At 62.8% G+C, this 26,290-nt stretch carries 1 protein-coding gene (only partly in view); it reads left to right on the forward strand.

The window, feature by feature from the left end; genetic code table 11:
• Positions 1-26,278, forward strand: the 3' portion of a protein-coding gene (sypC, locus tag AC54XV_RS13855; protein WP_496716929.1) for a syringopeptin non-ribosomal peptide synthetase SypC. Its footprint begins 14,333 nt before the window's first position; the window shows 26,278 of its 40,611 coding nt (coding positions 14,334-40,611); the start codon falls outside the window, past its left edge; its stop codon occupies positions 26,276-26,278.
• The last annotated feature ends 12 nt before the right edge of the window (positions 26,279-26,290 follow it).

The raw sequence follows: 26,290 nt of genomic DNA on the forward strand, positions 1-26,290 counted from the left end.
ACGCACCAACTACCCGCTGACCTTATGCGTGGATGACCTGGGCGAAGGTTTCAACCTGACCGTCATGGCCGAAGGGCAGATCGGTGCCAAGCGTGTGTGTACCTACATGCACTGTGTGCTGGAAAATCTGGTGCAAGCACTGGAGCAGACCCCGGACGCAGCGCTGGGAGCACTGAATATCCTGCCTGCCAGCGAGCGCCAGCAACTGCTCGAAAGCTGGAACACCCCGCATGCGCTGCAGGCCGACGACGCCTTGATTCACCGTACCTTCGAAGCCTGGGTGGTGGCGCAGCCGAATGCCGTGGCCCTGGACTATGAAGAGCGCACCCTGACCTATGCCGAGCTGAACACCCGCGCCAACCAGGTAGCCCACTACCTGCTGGGCCTTGGCGTGCAGCCGGATGACCGGGTGGCGATCTGTGTCGAGCGCAGCCTGGAAATGATTGTCGGCCTGCTCGGGGTGCTCAAGGCCGGTGCGGGTTACGTGCCGATTGACCCGGCCTATCCGGCCGAGCGTATCGCCTATCAGTTGCAGGACAGCGCGCCGATGGCGGTGCTGGCCGATGCTGCGGGGCTGGCATTGCTGGGCTCGTTCGATGGCCCACGCGTAGATCTGCACAGTCCGGCGTTGCAGGCACAGCCGGGTCACAATCCACAACTGACCGGGCTCAGCCCGCGCCACCTGGCTTACGTTATCTACACCTCCGGTTCGACCGGCCTGCCCAAGGGCGTAATGGTCGAGCACCGCAACGTGGCCCGGCTGTTCTCGGCCACCCAGAGCTGGTTTGGCTTCAACGAGCAGGATGTCTGGGCCTTGTTCCATTCATTCGCTTTCGACTTCTCGGTCTGGGAAATCTGGGGCGCGCTGTTGCACGGCGGGCGTTTGTTGATAGTGCCGCAACTGGTCAGCCGCTCCCCGCAAGACTGCTACGCATTGTTGTGCAACGCCGGAGTGACGGTGCTCAACCAGACCCCGAGTGCATTCCGCCAGTTGCTCAATGCCCAGGGCGAGAGCGATCAGCGACACTCCTTGCGCCAGGTGATTTTTGGTGGCGAAGCGCTGGACACCGGGATGCTCAAGCCTTGGTACGCCAGGGTGATCAACGCGGGTACGCAGTTGGTGAACATGTATGGCATCACCGAAACCACGGTGCATGTGACCTATCACCCTCTGGTGGCGGCAGATGCTCAGCGTTCAGGCGTGAGCCCTATTGGTGTGCGCATTCCCGATTTGCAGTTGTATGTACTTGATGCACGCCGCGAGCCGGTGCCGGTGGGTGTGGTCGGCGAGCTGTATGTCGCCGGCGCCGGCGTTGCGCGGGGCTACTTGAACCGTGAAGCGCTGACGGCCGAGCGTTTCCTGGCGAATCCGTTCAGCAAGGAGCCTCAGGCGCGCCTGTACCGAACCGGCGACCTGGGTCGCTGGATGGCCGATGGCAGTCTCGACTACCTGGGCCGCAACGACGACCAGGTGAAGATCCGTGGTTTCCGTATCGAGCTGGGCGAAATTCAAGCCGTGCTGGCCGCCTGCAACACGGTCCGCGAAGCGCTGGTGCTGGTCCGCGAAGATCAACCGGGTGACAAGCGCCTGGTGGCCTATGTGATCGCTGCGCCCGGCCACGAAATCGTGGCGGCTGACTTGCGTGCGCAGTTGCTGCTGTCCCTGGCCGACTACATGGTGCCCAGTGCTTTTGTAGCCCTGGACAGCTTCCCGCTGACCGCCAACGGCAAGCTCGACCAAAAGGCGTTGCCTGCACCGGATGCTCAGGCGCTGGCAATGCGCGAATACGCGCCGCCAGAGGGCGACGTCGAGATCGCCATCGCACAGATCTGGCAGTCTCTGCTGCAAGTGCCACAGGTTGGCCGCCACGATCATTTCTTCGAGCTGGGCGGGCATTCCTTGCTGGCCGTCAAACTGATCGAGCGCATGCGCCAGATCGACCTCTCGGCTGACGTGCGCGTGCTGTTCAGCCAGCCGACCCTGGCCGCACTCGCCGCGGCGGTGGGCGGGTACACAGAAGTACAGGTGCCGGATAACCTGATCGTACAGGGCTGCGAGCGTATTACCCCGGACATGCTGCCGCTGGCTGATCTGGATCAGGCAGGGATTGATCGCGTTGTGGCGAGCGTGCCGGGCGGCCTGGCCAACATCCAGGACATCTACGCTCTGGCCCCCTTGCAGGAAGGCATTCTCTATCACCACCTGGCCGCGGATGAAGGTGACCCCTACGTCTTGCAGATGCTCTTCGCCTTCGATGATCGCGAGTGCCTGGCCGGTTTCGCCGCGGCCTTGCAGAGCGTGGTCGAACGCCACGACATCCTGCGCACCAGTGTGGTCTGGGAAGGGCTTGAACAGCCGGTACAGGTGGTATGGCGCAACGCGAAACTGAGCCTGGAAGAGGTGGCCATCGATCCGCTCGACGGTGACGTGCTGACACGACTGCGCGAGCGTTTTGACCCGCGTCACTATCGCCTGGACATCGGCCAGGCGCCGCTGATGCGCATCGCCTACGCCGAGGACAACACCCACCAGCGTCTGGTCGGCATGTTGCTGTTCCACCATCTGGCGCTGGATCACACCTCGCTGGAAGTGGTGGTGGAGGAAATGCAGTCCAGCCTGCAGGGCAAGGTCGAGCAATTACCGGCCCCGGTGCCTTATCGCAACCATGTGGCCCAGGCGCGTCTGGGTATCAGCCAGGCCGAGCACGAAGCGTTTTTCCGCGACATGCTCGGCGACATCGACGAACCGACCCTGGCTTACGGCATACAGGACGTGCAGGGCGATGGCAGTGGTATTGAGGAAGTGCATCAGGTGCTCGACAGCCAGCTGAGCAGCCGTATACGCAGTATTGCGCGGCAGTTGGGAGTTAGCGCTGCCAGTCTGGCGCACCTGGCATGGGCCCAGGTGGCAGGTCGGGTTTCGGGCCGTGAAGAAGTGGTGTTCGGTACCGTACTGATGGGCCGGATGCAGGGCGGCAATGGTGCCGACCGGGCGCTGGGCATGTTCATCAACACCTTGCCGCTGCGCATCAGCGTCGGCAGCCAGAGCGCTCTGACGGCGGTCAAGGTCACTCACCAGCGCCTGTCGGCGCTGCTGGGGCATGAGCATGCCTCGCTGTCGCTGGCCCAGCGCTGCAGCGGCGTGCCGAGTTCGCTGCCGCTGTTCAGCACCTTGCTCAACTACCGCCACAGCAACGGTGGTGCGGCTTCGAGCGAAACATTGTCAGCCTGGCAGGGCATTCAGACCCTGAGCATGGAGGAACGCACCAACTATCCGTTGTGCCTGAACGTCGATGACCTGGGCGATGCTTTCATGCTCACCATTCAGGCTGTCCAGCAAATCAATGCCCAGCGCATCGGCGAGTACATGCAGGTTGCACTGCGCAACCTGGTGGACGCACTGGAACACACGCCGCAAGCAGCGCTGAACAGCCTGTCGATACTGCCGGACGATGAGCGCGAGCTGTTGCTGACGGGCTTCAACGACACAGCCCACCCTTATCCGCGTGATGTCCTGATTCACCAACTGATCGAACAACAGGCCGCCCAGCGTCCGGATGCCTGCGCCGTACGCGGCGACAGCGGGCCGTTGCTCACTTACGCCGAACTCAACCAGCAGGCGAACCAGCTCGCCCATCGCCTGATCGAGCTGGGCGTGGAGCCGGATACGCGGGTCGCGGTCAGCCTGCGTCGCGGCGCGGAAATGGTCGTGGCGCTCTTGGGTATTCTCAAGGCCGGTGGCGCCTACGTGCCGATCGACCCTGACCTGCCCAGCGCTCGCCAGACCTATATGCTCAGCGACAGCGCCCCTCGCGCAGTGCTGACCAGCCACGAGCTGCTTGCAGATCTGCCAGACCTTGGCGTTCCGGCGCTGGTGCTTGACGGGCGCGATGACAGCGCACTGCTGAAAAAGCAGCCGACCGGCAACCCGGATGCCAAGGCCCTGGACCTGCAGCCGAATCACCTGGCCTATGTGCTTTACACCTCCGGTTCCACCGGCACGCCCAAAGGCGTGATGAACGAGCACCTGGGTGTGGTCAACCGCTTGCTCTGGGCGCGCGACGCCTATCAGGTGAACAGTCAGGATCGCGTACTGCAAAAGACCCCGTTCGGTTTCGACGTCTCGGTCTGGGAGTTTTTCCTGCCACTGCTGACCGGTGCCGAACTGGTCATGGCCCGTCCCGGTGGTCATCAGGATCCGGATTACCTGACTCAAGTGATGAGTGACGCAGGCATTACCCTGCTGCACTTCGTGCCCTCGATGCTCGATGTGTTTCTGGAACACCGCTCAACCCGCGACTTCCCGCAACTGCGCCGCGTGCTGTGCAGTGGCGAGGCCTTGCCTCGTGCGTTGCAGCGCCGCTTCGAGCAACACCTGAAGGGCGTTGAACTGCACAACCTGTATGGCCCGACCGAAGCGGCCATCGACGTTACCGCCTGGGAATGTCGTCCGACGGATCCGGGCGACAGCGTGCCCATCGGCCGCCCGATTGCCAACATTCAGATGCACGTACTCGATGCCTTGGGCCAGCTGCAACCATTGGGTGTGGCCGGTGAGCTGCACATTGGCGGTATCGGCGTGGCGCGGGGTTACCTGAATCAGCCGGACCTGAGTGCCGAGCGTTTCATCGCCGACCCGTTTTCCGAAGACCCGCAGGCACGCCTGTACAAAACCGGCGACGTCGGTCGCTGGCTGACCAATGGCGCGCTGGAATACCTGGGCCGCAACGACTTTCAGGTGAAGATCCGCGGCTTGCGTATCGAAATCGGCGAAATCGAGGCCGCCCTGGCTAAACACCCGGCGGTCCATGAAGCGGTGGTCACTGCTCGCGAAGACATACCCGGCGACAAACGTCTGGTGGCTTACTACACGCAGTCTGCCGAGCACACTGCTGTCGATCTCGAAACCCTGCGCGGTCACCTGCAGCAACAGTTGCCTGAATACATGGTTCCGGCCATTTATGTACTGCTCGAGGCCATGCCATTGACGTCCAACGGCAAGCTGGATCGCAAGGCGCTGCCGGCACCCGACGGTGACGCGCTGATCAGCCGTGGCTACGAAGCCCCACAAGGCGAAATCGAGGAGCAGATCGCGGTTATCTGGCAAGACCTGCTGGGCGTCGAGCAGGTCGGTCGTCACGACCATTTCTTCGAACTCGGCGGTCACTCGCTGCTGGCGGTCAGCCTGACCGGGCGTATGCGCCAGTTGGGCCTCAGCGCCGATGTACGCGTACTGTTCAGCCAGCCGACCCTGGCTGCACTGGCCGCAGCCGTGGGCGGTGGCACCGAGATCGTGGTGCCCGCCAACCTGATCAGCGAGGACTGCCAACGCATTACGCCTGAGCTGCTGCCATTGGCCAACCTGACCCAGGCGCAGATCGATCAAGTCGTCGCAACCGTGCCGGGTGGCGTGACCAATGTGCAGGACATCTACCCGCTGGCGCCGTTGCAGGCAGGCATTCTTTATCACCATCTGGCCGCCGAAATCGGTGACCCCTATGTGTTACAGACGCAGTTCGCCTTTGATAACCGCGAGCGCCTGAACGCCTTCGTTCAAGCGTTGCAAATGGTCATCGACCGTCACGACATTCTGCGCACCAGCGTGGTATGGGACGGTCTGGAGTCACCGGTGCAAGTGGTCTGGCGTCAGGCACAGTTGCACCTTGATGCACTTGAGCTTGATCCGGCTGACGGCGATATCGGTGCGCAACTGCACAGCCGCTTTGACCCGCGTCACTACCGCCTGAACATCGGCCAGGCACCTTTGATGCGTGTGGCCTATGCCGAAGACCCGCTCAACCAGCGCATCTGCGCGATGCTGCTGTTCCATCACATGGCGCTGGACCACGTCGCGCTGGAAGTGGTGAAGCATGAAATGCAGGCATGGCTGGCGGGCGAGGCCGACACTCTGGCGGCGTCGGTACCCGTGCCGTATCGCAACTATGTGGCCCAGGCACGTTTGGGTGTCAGCCAGGCCGATCACGAAGCGTTTTTCCGCGACATGCTCGGCGACATCGACGAGCCGACGCTGCCGTTCGGTTTGCAGGATGTGCAGGGTGAAGGGCGTGACATCGAGGAAGCCAGCCTGGCGCTTGACCCTCAACTCAACCTGCGCCTGCGTGCTCAAGCCCGCCAGCAAGGGGTGAGTGCCGCGAGCCTGGTGCATCTGGCCTGGGCCCAGGTGCTGGGCAAGGTGTCAAACAGGCAGGATGTGGTGTTCGGTACTGTACTGATGGGCCGGATGCAGGGTGGCGAAGGTGCCGAGCGAGCCTTGGGGATGTTCATCAACACCTTGCCGCTGCGGGTTTCAGTGGGCGAGCAGGGCGTGCGTGACGGGGTCAAGGCCACTCATAAGCGCCTGACTGCATTGCTCGGTCACGAACATGCCTCACTGGCGTTGGCCCAGCGTTGCAGCGGTGTTGCCGCGCCGGCGCCGCTGTTCAGTGCGCTGCTCAACTATCGCCACAGTGGGGTCGGCAGTGTATCCGACCAGGCCATGCAGGCCTGGCAGGGCATCGCGGTCCTCAGCGGTGAAGAGCGTACCAACTACCCGCTGACCTTGAACGTCGACGATCTGGGCGAAGGGTTCAGCCTGACGGCGTTGGTGGTTTCGTCAATCGGCGCGCAACGGGTGTGCGGCTACATGCACACGGCACTGGAAAACCTGTTGACGGCGCTGGAGCAGACGCCAGAAACGTCATTGCAAGGTTCGTCGATCCTGCCAGTTGTCGAGCGCGAGCAGTTGCTGGTGGCGTTCAACGACACCGCACTGGATTACCCGCAGCAGCAGACCATTCACGGGATGTTCGAAGCCCAGGTCGAGCGCACGCCGGAAGGCGTGGCAGTGGTCCACGGCGAGCAGCGCCTGACGTATCGCGAGCTCAACCAGCAGGCCAACCGCCTGGCTCATGCGTTGATTAAGCAGGGCGTGCAGCCGGATTCCCGCGTCGGAATCTGTGTTGAACGTGGCGCCGCGATGGTCGTGGGTTTGCTGGCGGTCCTCAAGGCGGGCGGCGGTTACGTGCCGCTCGACCCGGCTTATCCAGCGGAACGTATTGCCTACATGTTGCAGGACAGCGCTCCGGCCGCAGTACTGGCCCAAACCGCGACTCAGGGCCTGCTGGCCGACGTTTCGGTACCTGTGATCAATCTTGATCTGAGCGATTGGCAGGACGAATCCGTCCAGAATCCGCAGGTGCCAGGGCTGACTTCAGCGCATCTGGCGTACCTGATCTACACATCCGGCTCCACCGGCCTGCCGAAAGGCGTGATGATCGAACACCGCAACACCGTGAACTTCCTGAGCTGGGCGCACACCGCTTTCGACGGCTCTGCACTGGAAAAAACGCTGTTCTCCACTTCGCTGAACTTTGACCTTGCGGTCTACGAGTGCTTCGCGCCGCTGACCTCGGGTGGCAGCATTGAGGTCGTCAAGAACGTGCTGGAACTGCAACACGGCGAGCACGATATCGGCCTGATCAACACCGTGCCGTCAGCGCTCAAGGCCTTGCTGGACGTTGATGGCTTGCCGAGGTCGGTACACACCGTGAACGTGGCCGGTGAAGCGCTCAAGCGCAGTCTGGTAGAAAACCTGTTCGAAAAAACAGGCGTGCAGCGCCTGTGCAACCTCTATGGCCCCTCGGAAACCACTACCTACTCAAGCTGGGTGGCGATGGACCGCGAAGATGGCTTCGCTGCGCACATCGGCAAGCCGGTTGGTAATACGCAGTTTTACCTGCTGGACGAGCAACAGCAGCCCGTGCCACTGGGTGTTGCCGGTGAAATCTACATCGGTGGTGCCGGTGTGGCACGGGGCTATCTGAACCGCGACGACCTCACTGCCGAGCGCTTTGTCAAAGATCCGTTCAGCTCGCAGCCAGCGGCACGCATGTACCGCACCGGCGATCTGGGCCGCAACCTGCCAGACGGCAATATCGAATATCTGGGCCGTAACGACGATCAAGTGAAAATCCGCGGCTTCCGCATCGAGCTCGGCGAGATCGATGCACGCCTGGCCAAACACCCGGCGGTCCACGAAGCGGTGGTCACTGCCCGCGAAGACATTCCCGGCGACAAGCGTCTGGTGGCTTATTACACCTTGGCGTCCGGGCACACCTCGGCGGACATCGACAGCCTGCGCGGCTGGCTGCAGGAGCAATTGCCGGCCTACATGATCCCGGTGGCCTATGTGCTGCTCGATGCACTGCCACTGACGCCAAACGGCAAGCTGGACCGCAAGGCCTTGCCGGCACCGGAAGCCGATGCACTGATCAGCCGTGGTTATGAAGCCCCACAAGGCGAAACCGAAACGCAGATCGCGGCTATCTGGCAAGACCTGCTGGGCGTTGCTCAGGTCGGTCGTCACGACAACTTCTTCGAGCTGGGCGGTCATTCGCTGCTGGCCGTCAGCCTGATCGGGCGTATGCGTCAGTCGGGCTTGAGCTCGGACGTACGCGTGCTGTTCGGTCAGCCGACGCTGGCGGCGCTGGCAGCAGCAGTTGGCGGCGGCACGGAAATCGTGGTGCCCGCCAATCTGATTACCGAGCACTGCGAACACATCACCCCGGACCTGCTGCCGCTGGCCGACCTGACCCAGGCGCAGATCGATCAGGTGGTCGCCAGCGTGCCGGGCGGCGTGGCGAATGTGCAGGACATCTACCCGCTGTCGCCGTTGCAGGAAGGCATCCTCTATCACCACCTCAGCGCTGAGCGCGGAGATCCGTATTTGCTGCAATCGCTGTTCGCCTTCGACAGCCAGGAGCATGTCGACGACTTTGCCCGCGCCTTGCAGTTCGTGATCAAGCGCCATGACATTCTGCGCACCGCACTGGTCTGGGAGGGGCTGGACGAACCGATGCAAGTGGTCTGGCGTCAGGCGTTGCTGATGCGTGAAAGCTTTGACCCGGACCCGCAAGGCGGCGACGTCGCGACACAGTTGCACCAGCGTTTCGACTCCCGCCACCAGCGTCTGGACATTCGTCGGGCGCCGATGATGCGTCTTGTACATGCCTGGGATGAGCCAAACCAGCGCTGGCTGGGCTGGCTGCAGTTCCATCATCTGGTCATGGACCATACCACGCTGGAAGTAGTGCGCCATGAGATGCAGGCCTGCCTGCTGGGGCAGGGTGCTCAACTGGGCTTGACGGTGCCATATCGCAATTACATCGCTCAGGTTCGCCTGGGCATGAGTCAGGAGGAACATGAGGCGTTCTTCCGCGACATGTTGAGTGACGTTGACGAGGCGACGCTGCCGTTTGGTTTGCAAGAGGTGCAAGGTGACGGTCATGACATCGAAGAAGGCTGTCTGGCGGTGGATCTGGAGCTCAGCCGTCGTTTGCGCGCTCAGGCCCGTCAACTGGGCGTAAGTGCCGCGAGCCTGGTCCACCTGGCCTGGGCGCAGCTGTTGAGCAAGGCCTCGGGGCGTGACGACGTGGTGTTCGGCACCGTGCTGCTGGGCCGGATGCAAGGTGGTGAAGGCTCAGAACGGGCGCTGGGCGTGTTTATCAACACCTTGCCGCTGCGTGTGAGTCTGGGCGACCAAGGCGTGCGTGACGGGGTCAAGGCCACGCACCGACGGCTGACCGCATTGCTCGGGCATGAACACGCGTCTCTGGCGCTGGCCCAGCGTTGCAGTGGCGTGGTCGCACCGGCGCCGTTGTTCAGCGCGCTGCTCAACTATCGCCACACCAGCGTTGCCGTGACCGATGAGACGCTGACGGCCTGGAATGGCATGCACGCCCTGGCGCTGGGCGATGAAGAACGCACCAACTATCCATTGACCCTCAACGTCGATGACCGGGGCGAAGACTTCCTGTTGACCGTACAGACTGTACCGCTGATCGACGGCGCACGTATCTGCGCCTACATGCAGCAAACCTTGAGCAATCTGGTCAACGCGCTGGAGCAGGCGCCGCAGACCCCGTTGCACGCTATTTCCATACTGCCGGACAGCGAGCGCGAGCAGCTGCTTGAACAGTGCAAGCAGCCCGGCACTGCCTATACGAGCGAGACACCGATTCATCTGCAATTCGAAGCCCGCGCCGCGCAACAGCCAGACGCCGTGGCGCTGGTGTTCGAAGCGCAGACCCTGAGCTACGGCGAACTCAACGCCCGCGCCAACCAGGTTGCCCATCGCCTGCTGGCTCACGGCGTTCGTCCGGATGATCGGGTGGCGATCTGCGTCGAACGCGGTCCGGCGATGATCATCGGCTTGCTGGGTATTCTCAAATCCGGCGCTGGATACGTGCCACTGGACCCGGCATACCCCCTTGAACGGCTGGCCTACACCCTTGGTGACAGCGCGCCAGTAGCGTTGTTGAGTCAGCGGTCAGTGCAGAGCACCTTGCCAGCCTCGGAAGTGCCGGTGATCAGTCTCGACGATGACTTGCAGGGCGAATCCGTCTGCAATCCGCAGGTGCCGGTAAAGCCCACCAACCTGGCTTATGTGATCTACACCTCCGGCTCCACCGGTCTGCCCAAGGGTGTGATGGTCGAGCATCGCAACGTTGCGCGGCTGTTTTCGGCCACCGAAGAGTGGTTCGGCTTCAATGAACAGGATGTCTGGGCGCTGTTCCATTCGTTCGCCTTCGACTTCTCGGTCTGGGAAATCTGGGGCGCGCTGCTGCACGGCGGCCGTCTGTTGATCATCCCGCAACTGGTCAGCCGCTCGCCCGAAGACTTCTATAACCTGCTGTGCAGTGCCGGGGTGACGGTGCTCAACCAGACGCCAAGTGCGTTCCGTCAACTGATTGCTGCCCAGGCTGAGAACACTCAGGCACATTCGCTGCGTCAGGTTATTTTCGGTGGTGAAGCGCTGGAAACGGCGATGCTCAAGCCGTGGTACGCCCGGCAAGCGAACGCCGGCACACAACTGGTGAACATGTACGGAATCACCGAAACCACGGTGCATGTGACCTATTACCCGTTGCAGCCCGAAGACGCCCAGCGTCTTGGCGCCAGCCCGATCGGCAGGCGCATTCCCGACTTGCAGCTGTATGTTCTCGATGCCCGCGGCGAGCCGGTGCCGGTGGGTGTGGTCGGCGAACTGTATGTCGGCGGCGCCGGTGTGGCTCGGGGCTACCTGAACCGTGAAGCACTGACGGCCGAACGTTTCCTCGACAACCCGTTCAGCCACGCAGCGGATGCGCGGATGTACCGTACCGGCGACCTGGGACGCTGGCTGGCCGACGGTAGCCTTGAATACCTGGGGCGCAACGATGAGCAGGTGAAGATTCGTGGTTTCCGTATCGAACTGGGCGAGATCGAAGCGCGTCTGGCTGAATATCCTGACGTCCGCGATGCCGTTGTGTTGTGTCGTGAGGATGTGCCCGGCGACAAGCGTCTGGTGGCCTATGTCACGGCGCAGCAGCCGGAGAGCCTGCTGGACATCGAAAGCCTGCGCGAGCATCTGCAGAGTGCATTGCCGGAGCACATGGTGCCCGCAGCCTACGTGCAACTCGATGAGTTGCCACTGACGGCCAACGGCAAGCTCGATCGCCGGGCGTTGCCGGTGCCCGACCGCTCGGCGCTGGCCAGTCGTGGCTACGCAGCACCTGAAAACGACACCGAGATGGCCATTGCGCGGATCTGGCAAGACCTGCTGCAACTGGAGCAGGTCGGTCGGCATGACAACTTCTTCGAACTGGGCGGTCACTCACTGCTGGCCGTGAAACTGATCGAGCGCATGCGCCAGATTGATCTGGTTGCCGATGTGCGCGTGCTGTTCAGTCAGCCGACCCTGTCCGCCCTGGCGGCGGCGGTGGGCGGCAAGGGTGCAGTGGAAGTACCCGCCAACCTTATTCCCGCCGGCTGCGAGCGCATCACCCCGGACATGCTGCCTCTGGCAGCGTTGAGCCAGGATGATATCGACCGCGTGGTGGCAAGTGTGCCCGGCGGTCTGGCCAACGTGCAGGATATTTACGCTCTGGCGCCGCTGCAGGAAGGGATTTTGTATCACCACCTTGCCGCGACCGAGGGTGACCCGTATCTGCAATACGCACTGTTTGCCTTTGACAGCCTCGAACGTCTGCACAGTTTCGCCCAGGCACTGCAAGGCGTGATCGACCGGCACGATATCCTGCGCACCGCTGTGCTTTGGGAGCGTCTCGATGCAGCGGTGCAAGTGATCTGGCGTGAAGCGCCTCTGGGTATGGATGAGTGGGTACTGAACCCGGCCGATGGCGACATCGCCGAACAACTGCTCAAGCGTCTGGACCCTCGTCACACGCGTCTGGACATTCGTCAGGCGCCGATGTTACGCATCGGCTATGCACATGACGCGGAAAACGACCGCTGGCTGGGCATGCTGCTGTTCCATCACCTGGTGGACGACGCCACATCGCTGCGCACTCTCAGCAGCGAAATCGAGTCGTACATGCTCGGGCAGCAGGCCTCTCTGCCACCGTCCGTGCCTTACCGCAATTACGTGGCGCAAGCCATGCTCGGCGTGAGCCGCGAGGAGCACGAAGCGTTTTTCCGCGACATGCTCGGTGACATCGATGAGCCGACGCTGCCGTTCGGCCTGCTGGACGTGCAGGGCGACGGTCGCGGTATCGAGGAGGTGCACCAGCCGGTCGATATGGACCTGAGCCGCCGCCTGCGCTTGCAGGCCCGGCAGTTCGGGGTCAGCTCCGCCAGTCTGTATCACCTGGCATGGGCACGTGTTCTGGGCGCTGTGTCAGGCAAAGAGGAGGTGGTGTTCGGCACCGTATTGCTCGGCCGCCTGCAGGGTGGTGCCGGGTCTGACCGGGCGCTGGGGATGTTCATCAACACCTTGCCGTTGCGTGTCACGCTGGGCGAGCAGGGCGTGCGCAGCGGTCTGAAGGCTACCCACGCCAGGCTCAGCGGGCTGCTTGCCCATGAACACGCCTCGCTGGTACTGGCACAGCGTTGCAGTGGCGTGGCCGCTTCAACGCCGCTGTTCAGCGCCTTGCTCAACTACCGGCATGTCGCCGGTCAGGCCAACCAGCAGACACTGGACGCCTGGCAAGGCATTGAAAGCCTGCGTGGCGAAGAACGCACCAACTATCCGCTGACCCTTTCAGTAAACGATGAGGGAACGGGCTTCAGTTTGACGATTCAAGCCAGTGCCTGCATCGATGCGCAACGCATCTGCGCGTATGTGCAGACCACTCTGGAGAATGTGGTCAGCGCACTGGAACAGTCCGGCGAGGTGCCGATGGCAGGCTTGTCGGTTCTGTCGGCGGCGGAGCGTGAGCATCTGGTGTATGGCCTGAACGCTACCGCGCTGGATTACCCGCAGCAGCAGACCATTCACGGGATGTTCGAAGCCCAGGTCGAGCGCACGCCGGAAGGGGTGGCAGTGGTCCACGGCGAGCAGCGTCTGAGGTATCGCGAGCTCAACGAGCAGGCCAACCGCCTGGCCCATGCTTTGATTAAGCAGGGCGTACAACCGGATTCCCGCGTCGGCATCTGCGTTGAACGCGGCGTGGAAATGGTCGTCGGTTTGCTGGCGATTCTCAAGGCGGGCGGCGGGTATGTGCCGCTGGATCCGGCTTATCCGGCGGAACGTATTGCCTACATGTTGCAGGATAGCGCTCCGGCCGCAGTACTGGCTCAAACCGCTACTCAAGGCCTGCTGGCCGACGTTTCGGCACCTGTCATCAATCTTGATCTTAGCGATTGGCAGGACCAATCCGTCCAGAATCCGCAGGTGCCAGGGCTGACTTCAGCGCATCTGGCGTACCTGATCTACACCTCCGGTTCGACCGGTCTGCCAAAAGGCGTGATGATCGAACACCGCAACACCGTTAACTTCCTGACCTGGGCGCACACCGCTTTCGACGGCTCTGCACTGGAAAAAACGCTGTTCTCCACCTCGCTGAACTTTGACCTTGCGGTCTACGAGTGCTTCGCGCCGCTGACCTCGGGCGGCAGCATCGAAGTCGTCAAGAACGTGCTGGAACTGCAGCACGGCGAGCACGATATCGGCCTGATCAACACTGTACCGTCAGCGCTCAAGGCCTTGCTGGACGTTGATGGCTTGCCGAGGTCGGTGCACACCGTGAACGTGGCCGGTGAAGCGCTGAAACGAAGCCTGGTTGAATCGCTGTTCGAGAACACCGGCGTGCAGCGCCTGTGCAACCTCTATGGTCCTTCGGAAACCACCACCTACTCAAGCTGGGTGGCGATGGATCGCGAAGTCGGCTTCGCTCCTCATATCGGCAAGCCCGTCGGCAATACACAGTTCTACCTGCTGGATGAACAGCAACAGCCTGTTCCGCTGGGCGTCGCGGGCGAGATCTACATCGGCGGCGCCGGTGTGGCGCGGGGTTATCTGAACCGCGACGACCTCACTGCCGAGCGCTTTGTCAAAGATCCGTTCAGCCCGCAGCCAGCGGCACGCATGTACCGCACCGGCGACCTGGGGCGCTACCTGCCAGACGGCAATATCGAATACCTGGGTCGTAACGACGATCAGGTGAAAATCCGCGGCTTCCGCATCGAACTGGGCGAGATCGATGCACGCCTGGCCAAACACCCAGCCATTCATGAAGCCGTGGTGGCTGCACGCGAAGATGTACCGGGCGACAAGCGTCTGGTGGCCTATTACACCCTGAGCGCAGGCCATGCTTCGGTAGACATCGACAGCCTGCGCGGCTGGCTGCAGGAGCAATTGCCGGCCTACATGATCCCGGTGGCCTATGTACTGCTCGATGCACTGCCACTGACCCCGAATGGCAAGCTGGACCGCAAAGCCTTGCCGGCACCGGACGCCGATGCACTGATCCGTCGTGGTTACGAAGCCCCACAGGGCGAAACCGAAACCCTGCTGGCGCAAATCTGGAGCGACTTGCTCCAGCTTGAACGCATCAGCCGTCACGACCATTTCTTCGAGCTGGGCGGCCATTCATTGCTGGCGATGCGCCTGATTTCGCAGATTCGCCAGCAGTTGGGCGTCGAACTGAGCCTGGCCGCGTTGTTTGCCCACCCCGAACTGAGTGCACTGGCGCTGGCCATCGCCCAGGCAGGACGCAGCATCCTGCCGGATATCGTGCCGGTGGCACGCGATCAGGCCTGGCCATTGTCGTTCGGCCAGCAACGTCTGTGGTTCCTCGCCAAGATGGAAGGCGCCAGCGCGGCCTACCACATGCCTGTCGGTCTGGGCCTGCGTGGCGAGCTGGATCGCGCGGCGATGCAACGGGTGCTGGAGCGCATCGTGGCGCGCCATGAGGGCTTGCGCACCACCTTCATTCAGGGCGATGACGAACAACCATTGCAACGGATCAGCCCGGCGGATGCCGGCTTCAACCTGCAACTGCATGATCTGCAAGGGCTGGTGGATGCCAAGGAGAAGCTTCAGGCACTGGCCAGCGAAGAGTCGCTGCAAGGCTTCGATCTGGAACAGGGCCCGTTGATCCGTGGCCGCCTGATCCGTATGGCCGAAGACCATCACGTCCTGTTGCTGACCATGCACCACATCGTTTCCGATGGCTGGTCGATTGGCGTGCTGACCCGTGAGCTGGCCGCGCTTTATGCGGCATTCAGCCAGGGCCAGGACGACCCGCTGGCGCCACTGACGCTGCAATACCTGGACTACGCAGTGTGGCAGCGTCGCTGGCTGAGCGGCGATCTCCTGCAGCAACAAAGCGACTACTGGCAGCAAACCCTGGCAGACGCTCCGGCACTGCTGATGTTGCCTACCGATCGGGTGCGTCCGGCACAGCAGGACTATGCCGGCGCGGTGCTGCCCATTGTGTTCGACGAAGATCTGACTCGCGGCCTCAAAGCATTGAGCCAACGTCACGGCAGCACCCTGTTCATGACCGTCATGGCCGCCTGGGCTGCACTGCTGGCGCGTCTGTCCGGTCAGGACGACGTGGTCATCGGCACGCCAGTGGCCAACCGCACACGCAGTGAAGCCGAAGGGCTGGTGGGCCTGTTCGTCAATACCCTGGCGATCCGCGTCGACCTCAGCGACAAGCCCACGGCAGAGACTCTGCTGGCGCAGGTCAAGACCAACACCTTAGGCGCCCAGGACCATCAGGACCTGCCGTTCGAACAAGTGGTGGAAGTGATCAAGCCGGTGCGCAGCCTGTCGCACAGCCCGGTGTTCCAGGCCATGCTCAGCTGGCAGGACATGAGCGGCGGGGATTTGGTCCTCGGCGATCTGCAACTGGAAAGCCTGAGCGCAGGCCATACACTGTCCAAGTTCGATCTCTCGCTGGACATCGGCGAAGCGCAGGGTCAGCTGCTTGGTTCGCTGGAATACGCCACCGCGTTGTTCGATGAAAGCACCATCGCCCGTTATCTGGGCTACCTGAAGCGCTTGCTGCACGCCATGGTCGCCGATGACCGCCAGGTGCTGGAACATGTGCCACTGCTTGATGCGGTGGAGCGCAAGCATCTGCTGATCGACCTTAACGCTACCAACGTGCCTTACCCGCAAGACGCCACGATTCATCAGTTGTTCGAAGAAAAGGTCCGGGCACAGCCCGAGGCCATCGCCGTGGCTTTCCAGGCGCAGCGCTTGAGCTATGCCGACTTGAACCGTCAGGCCAACCGTCTGGCTCATCACCTGATCAGCCTCGGCATCGGCCCTGATGATCGGGTGGCGATCTGCGTCGAACGTGGGGTGAAAATGATAGTCGGCCTGCTCGGCGTGCTCAAAGCCGGTGCTGCCTATGTGCCGCTGGACCCGGCTTACCCGGCCGAGCGTCTGGCCTACATGATCAACGACAGTCAGCCAGCAGCATTGCTCACCCAGCGCGGCTTGCAGGAGCGCTTGCCCGCACTGTCCATGCCGCTGGTATTGCTCGACGACGAGCATTGCCATGGCTTCACCGAGTGTGATGACAACCCGGTCGTACCGACCCTCGGCGTGCGCAACCTGGCGTATGTGATCTACACCTCCGGTTCCACCGGCAACCCGAAGGGCGTGATGATCGAACACCGCGGCCTGGTCAACTACAGCGTCGATGCTGCACGCCTGTTCGGCCTGTCCCAGAGCGACACGGTGCTGCAACAAAACACCCTTAACTTCGACCTGTCGGTGGAGGAGATCTTCCCAGCACTGCTGGCCGGTGCCACGCTGGCACCAAGCCGCGAGATATTCGGCAGTGAAGGCACTGAAAATCACGGCATTTACCCGACCGTTCTGCACTTGACCGCTGCGCACTGGCACACGCTGGTGGCCGAATGGCACAACCAGCCGCAGGCTGCTGAACAACGCCTGGCCGAGGTGCGCCTGATCAACGTTACGGGTGACGCATTGTCGGCACAGAAACTCAAGCTCTGGGATGAGGTTCGCCCGGAACACACGCGCCTGATCAACACTTACGGGCCGACCGAAGCGACGGTGTCCTGCACCGCCGCCTACGTCAGCCATGACGCTGCGGCCGGCAGCGAAGGCAGTGGTAACGCGACCATCGGCAAGCCGATGGCCAACACCCGCATCTACCTGCTCGACGAACACCAGCAGCCAGTGCCATACGGCGTGGCCGGTGAGATTTTCATCGGTGGCGACGGCGTGGCACGCGGTTACCTGAACCTTGAAGAGGTCAATGCCGAGCGTTTCCTCGCTGATCCGTTCAGCAACAGCCCTGATGCCAGGATGTACAAAACCGGTGACCTGGCACGCTACATGGCCGACGGTCGTATCGAGTACCTGGGGCGTAACGACTTCCAGGTCAAGGTGCGCGGTTTCCGTATCGAACTGGGCGAAATCGAAGCCCGTCTCGGCAATTGCAAAGGGGTCAAGGAAGCGGTGGTGATCGCTCGGGAGGACAATCCCGGTGAAAAACGTCTCGTGGCCTACGTGATCGCCCAGCCACAAGCGAACCTGGATGCCGCCAGCCTGCGCGCTGAGCTGGCGCCGCAACTGGCCGAGTACATGCTGCCAAGTGCGTTCGTGCTGCTTGATGCACTGCCGCTGACGCCGAATCGCAAGCTCGATCGCAAGGCCCTGCCGGCCCCGGCGGACGATGCCTTTGCCAGTCGTGAACATGTCGCCCCGCAAGGCACCAGCGAAAAAGCCCTGGCGCAGATCTGGCAGAACCTGCTCAACCTGGAAGCAGTAGGGCGTCATGACCACTTCTTCGAACTGGGCGGGCACTCGCTGCTGGCAATGCGCCTGATTTCCCAGGTGCGTCAGCGCATGGGCGTCGAGCTGAGTCTGGCGGACATCTTCGCCCAACCGGAACTGGCGGCGTTGGCTCAGGTAGTGGCGCACGCTGCCGGCAGCAGCCAGCAGCCCATCGTGCCGGTGTCCCGCGATCAGTCCTTGCCGCTGTCGTTTGCCCAGCAACGCCTGTGGTTCCTCGCGCAGCTGGACGGCGGCAGTGCGGCTTATCACATTCCAGCCGGTCTGCGTCTGCGCGGCAGCCTCGATCAAGTGGCCCTGAAGCGGGCGCTGGACCGTATCGTTGCGCGCCACGAGGCATTGCGTACGACCTTTGTCCAGGAGCAGGACCAGGATCCGCTGCAGTGCATCGCCCCGACCGATATCGGCTTCAGCCTGCAACTGCAGGTGCTGACCGGGCTGGCGGATGCGGAACAACAACTGCTCGCCATCGCCGCAGAAGAGGCCGAAGAGGGCTTTGATCTGGTGAACGGGCCGCTGGTGCGCGGACGCCTGGTGCGCATGGCCGATGACGACCATGTGTTGCTGGTGACCATGCACCACATCGTCTCTGACGGCTGGTCCGCTGGCGTGTTGACCCGTGAACTGGGCCTGCTCTATGCAGCGTTCAGCGAAGGCGCCGAGGATCCGTTGCCAGCGTTGCCGGTGCAGTATGCCGACTACGCGCTGTGGCAGCGCAACTGGCTGAGCGGCAACGTGCTGCAGCAACAGCGCCAGTACTGGCAGCAGACTCTGGCCGGCGCGCCGGCCTTGCTGACCTTGCCGACCGACCGGCCACGCCCGGCACAACAGGACTACAGCGGTCAGTTGCTCGGGCTGGTACTCGACGCCGACCTGACCCGTGGCCTCAAGGCGCTGAGCCAGCGGCATGGCAGCAGCCTGTTCATGACGGTCATGGCCGCATGGGCTGCGCTGCTGGGACGTCTGGCCGGTCAGGACGACGTGGTCATCGGTACGCCGGTGGCCAACCGCATGCGCGCCGAGGTGGAGGACCTGATCGGGTTCTTCGTCAACACCCTGGCCGTGCGCGTCGACCTCTCGGGGACACCGAGCGTGCAAAGTCTGTTGCAGCAGGTCAAACAGCAGACCCTGGCCGCCCAGGCGAATCAGGACCTGCCGTTCGAACAGGTGGTTGAGGTGGTGCGCCCGCAGCGCAGCCTGTCCCACAGCCCGATTTTCCAGGCCATGTTGTCGTGGCAGAACAACGAAACGTCCGATCTGGCGCTTGGCGACATGAGCCTGCAGGGCGTCGCAGTGGCTGGCCATACCGCCAAGTTCGACCTGACGCTGGACATGACCGAGGTCGGCGATCAATTGATCGGCACCCTGGAATACGCCACGGCACTGTTCGACGAAAGCACCCTGCAGCGCTACATGGGCTACTTCCAGCGCTTGCTGGAAGCCATGGTCGCCGACGACCGCCAGTTGCTGGAACAGGTGCCGTTGCTCGATGCGGTGGAACGCCAGCACCTACTGGTCGACCTCAATGCTACCGACGTGCCTTACCCGCACGACTGCACGATTCATCAGCTGTTCGAAGCAAAGGTTCAGGCACAGCCCGACGCCATCGCCGTGGCTTTCCAGGCGCAGCGACTGAGTTATGCCGAACTGAACCGTCAGGCCAACCGTCTGGCTCATCACCTGATCGGCCTGGGCATTGGCCCTGACGATCGGGTGGCGATCTGTGTCGAGCGTGGCGTGGAAATGATGATCGGCCTGCTCGGTGTGCTCAAGGCAGGGGCGGCTTATGTACCACTTGACCCCGCCTATCCGGCCGAGCGCCTGGCATACATGATCACCGACAGCCAGCCAGCGGCGTTGCTGACCCAGCGTGATCTGCAGAAGCGCTTGCCAACCCTGACCTTGCCGCTGGTGCTGCTCGACGATGATCAGCGCAACACCTTTACCGAGCGTGACGATAACCCGGTGGTGGAAGCCCTCGGCGTGCGCAACCTGGCGTATGTGATCTACACCTCGGGCTCCACTGGCAATCCGAAAGGGGTGATGATCGAGCATCGCGGTCTGGTCAACTACAGCACCGATGCGGCGCGCCTGTTTGGCCTGGCCCCGACAGACACCGTGCTGCAACAGAACACCCTGAACTTCGACCTGTCGGTAGAAGAGATCTTCCCGGCGCTGCTGGCCGGGGCATCTCTGGCACCAAGCCGCGAGATCTTCGGCAGTGAGGGGACTGAAAATCACGGTATTTACCCGACCGTTCTGCACTTGACTGCTGCGCACTGGCACACGCTGGTGGCCGAATGGCACAACCAGCCGCAGGCTGCCGCGCAACGCCTGGCCGAGGTCCGTTTGATCAACGTCACCGGCGACGCATTGTCGGCACAGAAGCTCAAGCTCTGGGACGAGGTGCGCCCGGCGCATACCCGTCTGATCAACACCTATGGCCCGACCGAGGCGACGGTGTCCTGCACCGCGGCCTACGTCAGCCACGATGCTGTAGCTGGCAGCGAAGGCAGCGGTAACGCGACCATCGGCAAGCCGATGGCCAACACGCGTATCTACCTGCTTGATGCCCATCAACAACCGGTGCCGTATGGCGTGGCCGGTGAGATCTTCATCGGTGGCGACGGCGTGGCACGGGGTTACCTGAATCTTGAAGAGGTCAACGCCGAACGCTTCCTCGCGGACCCGTTCAGCAACAGCCCTGAGGCCAGGATGTACAAAACCGGCGATTTGGCACGCTACATGGCCGACGGTCGGATCGAGTACCTGGGTCGTAACGACTTCCAGGTCAAGGTGCGCGGTTTCCGTATCGAGCTGGGTGAAATCGAAGCCCGTCTCGGCAATTGCACCGGGGTCAAGGAGGCGGTGGTGATCGCCCGGGAAGACACTCCGGGAGACAAACGCCTGGTGGCTTATGTGGTCGGTCAGCCACAAGCGAGCCTGGATGCCGCCAGCCTGCGCGCTGAGCTAGCGCCGCAGCTGGCCGAGTACATGCTGCCGAGTGCGTTCGTGATCCTCGACGCCTTGCCATTGACGCCGAACCGCAAGCTCGATCGCAAGGCGCTGCCGGCTCCGCAAGCCGAGGCCTTTGCCAGCCGTGAACATGTGGAACCGCAAGGCGACACCGAGATGGCGCTGGCGCAGATCTGGCAGAACCTGCTCAACCTTGAACAGGTGGGCCGTCATGACCAGTTCTTCGAGCTCGGCGGGCACTCGCTGCTGGCGATGCGCCTGATTTCCCAGGTGCGCCAGCACTTGGGTGTCGAGCTGGGCCTGGCGGATATCTTCGCCCAGCCTGAACTGGCCGCCATGGCACGCATACTCGCCGACGCCAAAGGCAGCAGCCAGCCGCCTATCGTGCCGGTGTCCCGCGACCAGACCTTGCCGCTGTCGTTTGCCCAGCAGCGTCTGTGGTTCCTCGCACAGCTGGAGGGCGGCAGCGCGGCTTACCATATTCCGGCAGGGCTGCGTCTACGTGGCACTCTGGATAACCCTGCGCTGAAACGCGCGCTGGACCGTATCGTCGCCCGCCACGAAGTGCTGCGTACGACCTTCGTGCAAGTGCATGGCGAGGACGTTGCACAACACATAGCCTCGGCCGATATCGGTTTCAGCCTGCAACTGCAGGTGCTGACCGGGCAGGCGGATGCTGAAGAGCAGCTGCTCGCCATCACCGCTGAAGAAGCCAACGAAGGCTTCGATCTGCTCAACGGTCCGCTGGTACGCGGACGTCTGGTGCGCATGGCCGAGGACGATCACGTGTTGCTGGTGACCATGCACCATATCGTCTCCGACGGCTGGTCCGCGGATGTATTGACTCGTGAGCTGAGTGCGCTCTATGCCGCGTTCAGTGCCGGTGCCGAGGATCCGTTGCCCACCTTGCCGGTGCAATACGCCGACTATGCCGTGTGGCAGCGCAACTGGCTGAGCGGCGACGTGCTGCAGCAACAGCGTCAATACTGGCAGCAGACCCTGGGCGGTGCACCAGCCTTGCTGACCTTGCCGACCGACCGGCCGCGCCCGGCACAACAGGACTACAGCGGCAATATTCGCGGCCTGGTGCTCGATGCCGAGCTGACCCTTGGCCTCAAGGCCCTGAGCCAGCGGCATGGCAGCACGCTGTTCATGACCGTGATGGTCGCATGGGCCTCGCTGCTGGGGCGTCTGGCCGGTCAGGATGATGTGGTGATCGGTACACCGGTGGCCAACCGCCTGCGGGCCGAAGTGGAGGACCTGATCGGGTTCTTCGTCAACACCCTGGCGATACGCGTCGATCTCTCCGGCGCACCGAGCGTCGAAGCGTTGATGCAGCAGGTCAAGCGTCAGACGCTGGCAGCGCAGAGCCATCAGGACCTGCCGTTCGAACAGGTGGTCGAGGTGGTTCGTCCGCAACGCAGCATGTCCCACAGCCCGATCTTCCAGGCGATGTTGTCCTGGCAGAACAACGAAACGTCCGACCTGTCGCTCGGCGCCATGAACCTGCAAGGCGTGGCGGTAAACGACCACACGGCCAAGTTCGATCTGGTGCTGGACATGACCGAGGTTGGCGATCAATTGATCGGCACGCTGGAATACGCCACGGCGCTGTTCGACGAAAGCACCATGGACCGTTACCTGGGCTATTTCCAGCGACTGCTGGAAGCCATGGTCGCCAATGAGCACCGCATACTGGAACACGTGCCATTGGTGGATGCGGTCGAGCGCGAGCACCTGTTGAGCGGTCTCAATGCAACCGACCGCGCTTACCCTCAGGGTCCGTTGATGCATCGCCTTTTCGAGGCGCATGCAGCGTCTCGACCTCAAGCGATTGCGGCCCGCCAGGGCGAGCAGACGCTGACCTACGCCGAACTCGACAGCCGCGCCAACGCCCTGGCTCAGCACTTGCGCCAGCACGGCGTGAAAGCGGGAGCCCGAGTGGCGATCCTGCTGGATCGTTCGGTGGAGCTGCTGACCAGTATGCTGGCCACGCTCAAGTGCGGCGCGGCGTACCTGGCGCTGGATCGCCTGGCCCCCGAAGAACGTGTGCGCTTCATGCTCGAGGACAGCGAAGCACTCATGTTGCTGACCCGCAGCGAGCTGACAGCACCTGAAACGACGCCGCGACTCGATCTGGACACCCTGGATCTATCAGTGGCCGGCCAAGGGCCAGTCGCGCTTGCAGATGAAGTCGCAGGCGAGACCCCGGCGTGCATCATCTACACCTCCGGCTCCACCGGCATACCCAAAGGCGTGATCGTGACCCACAACGGCATCGTGCGACTGGTGCGGGATAACTACGACTTCCGTGCCGATGACCGCGTGGCGTTTTCTTCCAACCCGGCGTTCGACGCCAGCAGCCCGGAGATCTGGGGTGCGTTGCTCAATGGCGGCCAGTCGATAATCGTCGAGCCTTCCGTGTTGCTTGAGCCGGCTGCCTTTGCCGCCCTGCTCAAACGCCACGCAGTCACGGTGATGTTCAGCTCGACCGCCTTGTTCAACCTGTATGCCGGGTTGATTCCCGAAGCCCTGGCCGGCTTGCGCATGCTGGAGTGCGGTGGCGAACGGGCGGATCCGGCGTCGTTCCGCCGGGTGCGTGAGCACTCGTCCCAAGTGCGCCTGTTCAACGGCTATGGCCCAACCGAGGCCACTACGTGCGCCACTCGTTACGAAGTGTTTGATGTGCAGCCAGGCACCCTGAGCCTGCCGATCGGCAAACCCAACGCCAACGTGCGCATCTATCTGCTCGACGTTTGCGGCGAGCCGGTGCCGATGGGCAGCGTCGGCGAGATCTACATCGGCGGTGTCGGGGTCGCGCTTGGCTACCTGAATCGCCCGGAACTGAGCGCCGAACGCTTCAGCGACGACCCGTTCAGTCAGCAGGCGGGCGCGCGGCTCTATCGCACTGGCGACCTGGCGCGCTGGTTGCCGGACGGCAACCTCGAATACCTGGCGCGTAACGATGGCCAGGTGAAGGTCCGTGGCTTCCGCGTCGAGCTTGGGGAAGTCGAAAGCAGCCTGCATGGGTGCGATGGCGTGCGTAACTCCGTGGTGGTGGCGCGCGAAGACAGCCCGGGCGACACGCGTCTGGTGGCGTATTACACCGTGCACGCTGACGTTGAAGCACCCGAGCCGGAGGCCCTGCGTGCGCAACTGAGCGCCGGATTGCCGGAATACATGGTCCCGAGCGTCTTCATCTGCCTGCCAGACTTGCCGCTGACGCTCAATGGCAAGGTGGACGTCCAGGCATTGCCAGCGCCGACAGCGGATCAGTTCGCGAGCCATGCGTTTGAAGCCCCGGCAGGGGAGTTGGAGATTCGTCTGGCTAAGGCCTGGGCGGAGGTACTCGAATTACAGCAGGTGGGACGTCATGACAGCTTCTTCGATCTCGGCGGTCACTCGCTGATGGCCGTGCGACTGGTCAACCAACTGGTGCAGAGTGGCTTGGCGGTGTCCCTGGCCGATGTTTTCCAGCACGCCAGCGTGGCCGCCCTGGCCAGCCTGCTGGGCAGCCGCAGCGAAGAGGTTGCAGCGCAGCTTCATGAGCAACTGGTGCCGGTGCGCACCACCGGCAACCAGCGTCCATTGTTCCTGGTTCACGAGTTTACCGGTCAGGATGTGCACTTCGCGGCGCTGGCGGTACACATCGACAGCGATATTCCGGTCTATGGGCTGAGCGGCATCCCGCTCGGTCAGGAACAGTTGCTGACCATGGAGTGCCTGGCAACGCGCTTGCTGGGGGCGATGCGCAGTGTTCAGCCGCACGGACCTTATCGCCTGGCGGGCTGGTCGTTCGGTGGGCTTCTGGCCTACGAAATCGCCATTCAGCTGGAGGGCATGGACGAGCAGGTAGAGTTTATCGGCATGCTCGACACCTACATGCCGCGCCTGGTGGATCAGGGTCGCGAGCGCTGGAACCTGAATACCGCCCACCGTCAGCACCTGCTGGAACACTGCGAGCAGTTCTGGAAAGCCCGCGGCGAATGCGCGCAGGCTCTGGAGGCCCTGGAGCGAGTGCGTGCAAACCGCCAGGACTTTGATTTCGGCGGGCTCCTGCAGCACTGCCGTGAGCAGGGTGCACTGCCGCCGGAGCTGGACATCTACACGAACGAGGGTCTTTGCCAGTACCTCGACCGAGAGGTGGCTCACGGTCATGCGCAGGCCAATTACACGGTTTACCCCAACAGCGTGCCGCTGCACCTGTTCACTGCCAGCGAGTGGCAACCCAACTCGCAGAAACACAGCGGTTACCTGGGTTGGGACAGCGTCCTGCCCGTCAGTCAGTTGCGCAGTATCAAGGTTGCGGGCGATCACATGAGCATGATGAAGCCGCCGCATATCGAGGGCCTGGGTCAGGCGATCAGCCAGGCGCTGGCTGATCTGCCCGATCGGCTACGGGAGGCTGACAGCGCCCACCGGCCGTTGCTGACGATTCAGGGCGGACGTCGCGACCACGCGCCAGTGTTCTGCGTACCGGGGGCAGGAGACAGTGTGACCGGCTTCATCGGTCTGGCCGAGGCATTAGGCCCGCACTGGCCGATCCACGGGCTGCAACCGCGCGGGCTGGATGGCCGCACGGTGCCTTACAGCCTGGTGGAAACCGCCGCCGAGGCGTATCTGCAAGCACTCGACAGCACTCACCCCGAAGGGCCGGTGCATCTGCTCGGTCATTCGTTCGGCGGCTGGGTAGCCTTTGAAATGGCCCAGCGCCTGACGGCACGCGGCCGCGAAGTGGCTTCGCTGACACTGATCGACAGCGAGTCGCCGGGCGGCAACGGGGTGGTGGGCAAACCTTACACCGCGATAGGCGTACTGGAGCGTTTGATCGAGACCATGGAACTGGCTGCGGGCAAGTCGCTGGGCATCGATCGTGCGGCCTTCCGGGCCCAGGACGATGTCGGCCAGATGCGCTTGTTGCATGCCGGGATGGTGCGCGCAGGGATGTTGCCGCAGCGTTCGTCGCCGGACGCAATGCGCGGGCCTGCGCGGGCATTCGGTACGGCGTTGCGTACACGTTATCAACCGTCGCAGATCTACACCGGGCCGGTGCGTCTGGTGCTGGCCGATGACCCGGTGCTGGATGCGGCGGGCAATCAGCGCGAACAACAGGCGATGGTCAGCGGCTGGCGCCAGTGTGCCCCGGATCTCAATGTCTGGCGTGGACCGGGCAACCATTTCACCATCCTCAAGGCGCAGCATGTACGGCATCTGGCGAACTGGTGGCTACCCCATGAATAACGTCGTTTCTTC

This window comes from Pseudomonas fragariae (ex Marin et al. 2024) (assembly GCF_059621105.1).